The sequence below is a fragment of the Vibrio sp. Hep-1b-8 genome (genome assembly GCF_006124995.1).
Lineage (GTDB): Bacteria > Pseudomonadota > Gammaproteobacteria > Enterobacterales > Vibrionaceae > Vibrio.
Map to the genome: position 1 here is coordinate 1 of NZ_QEWN01000135.1, position 2,524 is coordinate 2,524.

General features: G+C 45.6%; 2 protein-coding genes and 1 pseudogene. All 3 read right to left on the reverse strand.

Going from position 1 to position 2,524, the window contains the following annotated elements:
• Positions 1 to 1,228 (reverse strand): annotated as a pseudogene (locus tag DA100_RS21435) (IS3 family transposase); the annotation flags it as partial.
• Positions 1,229 to 1,344: 116 nt separating this feature from the next.
• Entirely contained in the window at positions 1,345 to 1,692 is a 348-nt protein-coding gene (locus DA100_RS18995; RefSeq protein WP_138973563.1) for an SH3 domain-containing protein, read from the reverse strand.
• A 96-nt stretch (positions 1,693 to 1,788) separates the two neighbouring features.
• The coding region (locus DA100_RS19000; protein WP_138973564.1) for an IS3 family transposase at positions 1,789 to 2,524 on the reverse strand (736 nt) is incomplete at its 5' end.

Consider the following 2,524-nt stretch of genomic DNA (forward strand, 5'->3'; position numbering starts at 1 on the left):
ACATACGGATTATCATCACTGACTCTTGGACGGCTATACGATGAGGTAATGCCTAACTCATCCATCTTCGCTTTGAACGTCAGCGACTTCATAGGCGCACCGTTATCTGAGTGAAGAACCAGCGGTTGGCTGAAGCACTGTTCTCGCATCAACGTCCGTTGCAGGAGTTGTGATGCTAGCTCGCCACACTCACATTCATAGACTTCATACCCCACGATTTTGCGGCTGTAGATATCTTCTATGACGTACAGATAATAGTGCTGGCCTCGGGTCGTTGAAGGCAAGTAAGTGATATCCCATGTGTAGACTTGGTTCGAACCTGTCGCCGTATAACTCGTTGGCTTAGCATGCGTTTTTCTGCTCCGTTGACGGCCTCGGTTGTGAAGTTGTCCTTGTGCACTCAGTACTCGATAATAGCTCGACTCTGAGGCAATATACTCACCTTTATCAAGCAGTGTCGGTACGATTTGAGTTGGAGGTAAACTCGCGAACTCTGGGCGGTTACACACCTCGATAATTGCATCACGTTCTTGCTGAGAGAGCTTGTTAGCTGGCTCTGGTCTGACACTGGTCGGTCTTTTATCCGCTTGGATCTCTCCTTGCCGATACCATCGACGATACGTCCTCAGGTCAATTTGAACCTCATAACAAGCTCGCTCTAAGCGGCAACCACTTTGCTTGGCATCGTGGATAAGCGTAATCAGGTACTGCCTTTCATCGGTTGAGGTTAGTCGTCCTCTGGCTCTTCCCCGTAAAAGGCTCTGAGCTTTTTTCGTAGAACCAACAGGGCAGCCGTTTCAGCGAGCGCCTTTTCTTTGTGGCGTAACTCCTTCCTAAGTTCTTTGATTTCAAGCTTATCCGCTTTGGCCTGTTTCTTTGCTTCCGCTTCCCGCTCTTTACTCGACATGAAGCCTTGCATGCATTCGCTGCGCCAGCGTTGAACTTGCTCTGGAAACAGACCTTTTTCACGACAATATTGGCTGAGTTCATTCTCGGTCATCGAGTAAGTCTCGGCGACGATGGCGAGTTTAGTTTGAGCAGACCACTGCTCTGATGAAGTGTTGCTGTTTGGCACTGCGGCTCCTGAACGTCTGAGTTGCTGTCGCCAATGATACAGGGTTGCGGTGCTAATACCTTCCTTTTTTGAAAGTTCGCTCACTGACACTGAGTATGGAGGCAGTAGCTTCTTCAATATGGCTTCTTTTCTTTCTGTTGGAATACGAGACACAATTCACTCTTACCGCCCTACACTGGTTAAATTTTAACAGTGACAACTATCCTGCCAGAGGGGGAAACTAAGAGTGCAAGCGTTGTGAATCTGCTTAAATTTATTGCTATTTGAATTTACTTTTTAGTTAGATGATTTAAAGGAGCCCATGCCAACTCGCCTCCTTCACCTAACTTTGAGCACCAGATCCAACCATTGAGTTCGTACTCCCTAATTAAGGTTTCGCCCACTGAAAGCATATGCTCTTTAGCAACATAGTCCTTAAGAACTGTCACTTGTTCACTATCGATAATTAGAATTTGCTTTGGAACCCAACCTTCTTTACTTGTTCCACGACAAAAGACCCAATTGGGCCAATCACTCTCCGGATTTGATTCTTCCACAAACTGCAATTGTTCACCTTTTACTACATGAATAGGTGACTCTGGAGCATCTTGATATTCTTTAACGACTTGGTATTCCATTTGTTATATTGACCCCATTCACATAACACTTATTAGACGACAAACTATCGCCTTTTGCCTATTTATAATTCAACATTAACTGTAAACCTCCCCTAATTAGTTGCGCCCATAATTAGAGGTTTCGGTTTGTTCATTCTTCATTAAATATTCCCATGGTGTCAGATCGTTGAGGGCATCATGGGGACGTTCTTCGTTGTATTCTCGTATCCAGTTTTCTGTTAGCTCACGCACTTCATTCAAGGTTCTGAACACATACATATCGAGGATCTCTGTGCGATACGTACGGTTAAATCGTTCGACATAGGAGTTCTGAGTCGGTTTGCCTGGCTGGATAAATTCCAGCTTGATATCATGCTCCTCAGCCCAAGTCGCAAGCGTCACAGAGATGAACTCTGGGCCATTATCCATTCGCAACTTTTCTGGATAACCTCGCCATGCAATGATTCGTTCAAGCACTCGAACCACTCGTTGCGCTGGGAGGCTTAAATCCACTTCGATAGCGAGTGCTTCACGATTGAAGTCATCCACTACGTTGAAGGTTCTAAATCGACGTCCGCACTGTAAGCTGTCACTCATAAAGTCAATCGACCAACACTGGTTAGCTACCATAGGCACATTAAGCGGCTCAGGCGAACGAGTTGGTAAGCGTTTTTTCGCTTTACGACGCCTATTGAGTTTGAGTTCGCAGTAAATCCGATATATCCGTTTATGATTCCAGCCATGTCCCCAGCGACGAAGTATTTTGAGCAATTTGCTAAAACCGTAGGCTGGATAACGCTCAACCGCCTTTTGCAGTTCAACAATCACTTCATGATCGTTATTCGCTTTAGGC

Bases quoted from the DNA above. Each gene is read 5' to 3' on its own strand.
- DA100_RS18995 (WP_138973563.1), bottom strand. From the start codon at position 1,692: ATGGAATACCAAGTCGTTAAAGAATATCAAGATGCTCCAGAGTCACCT.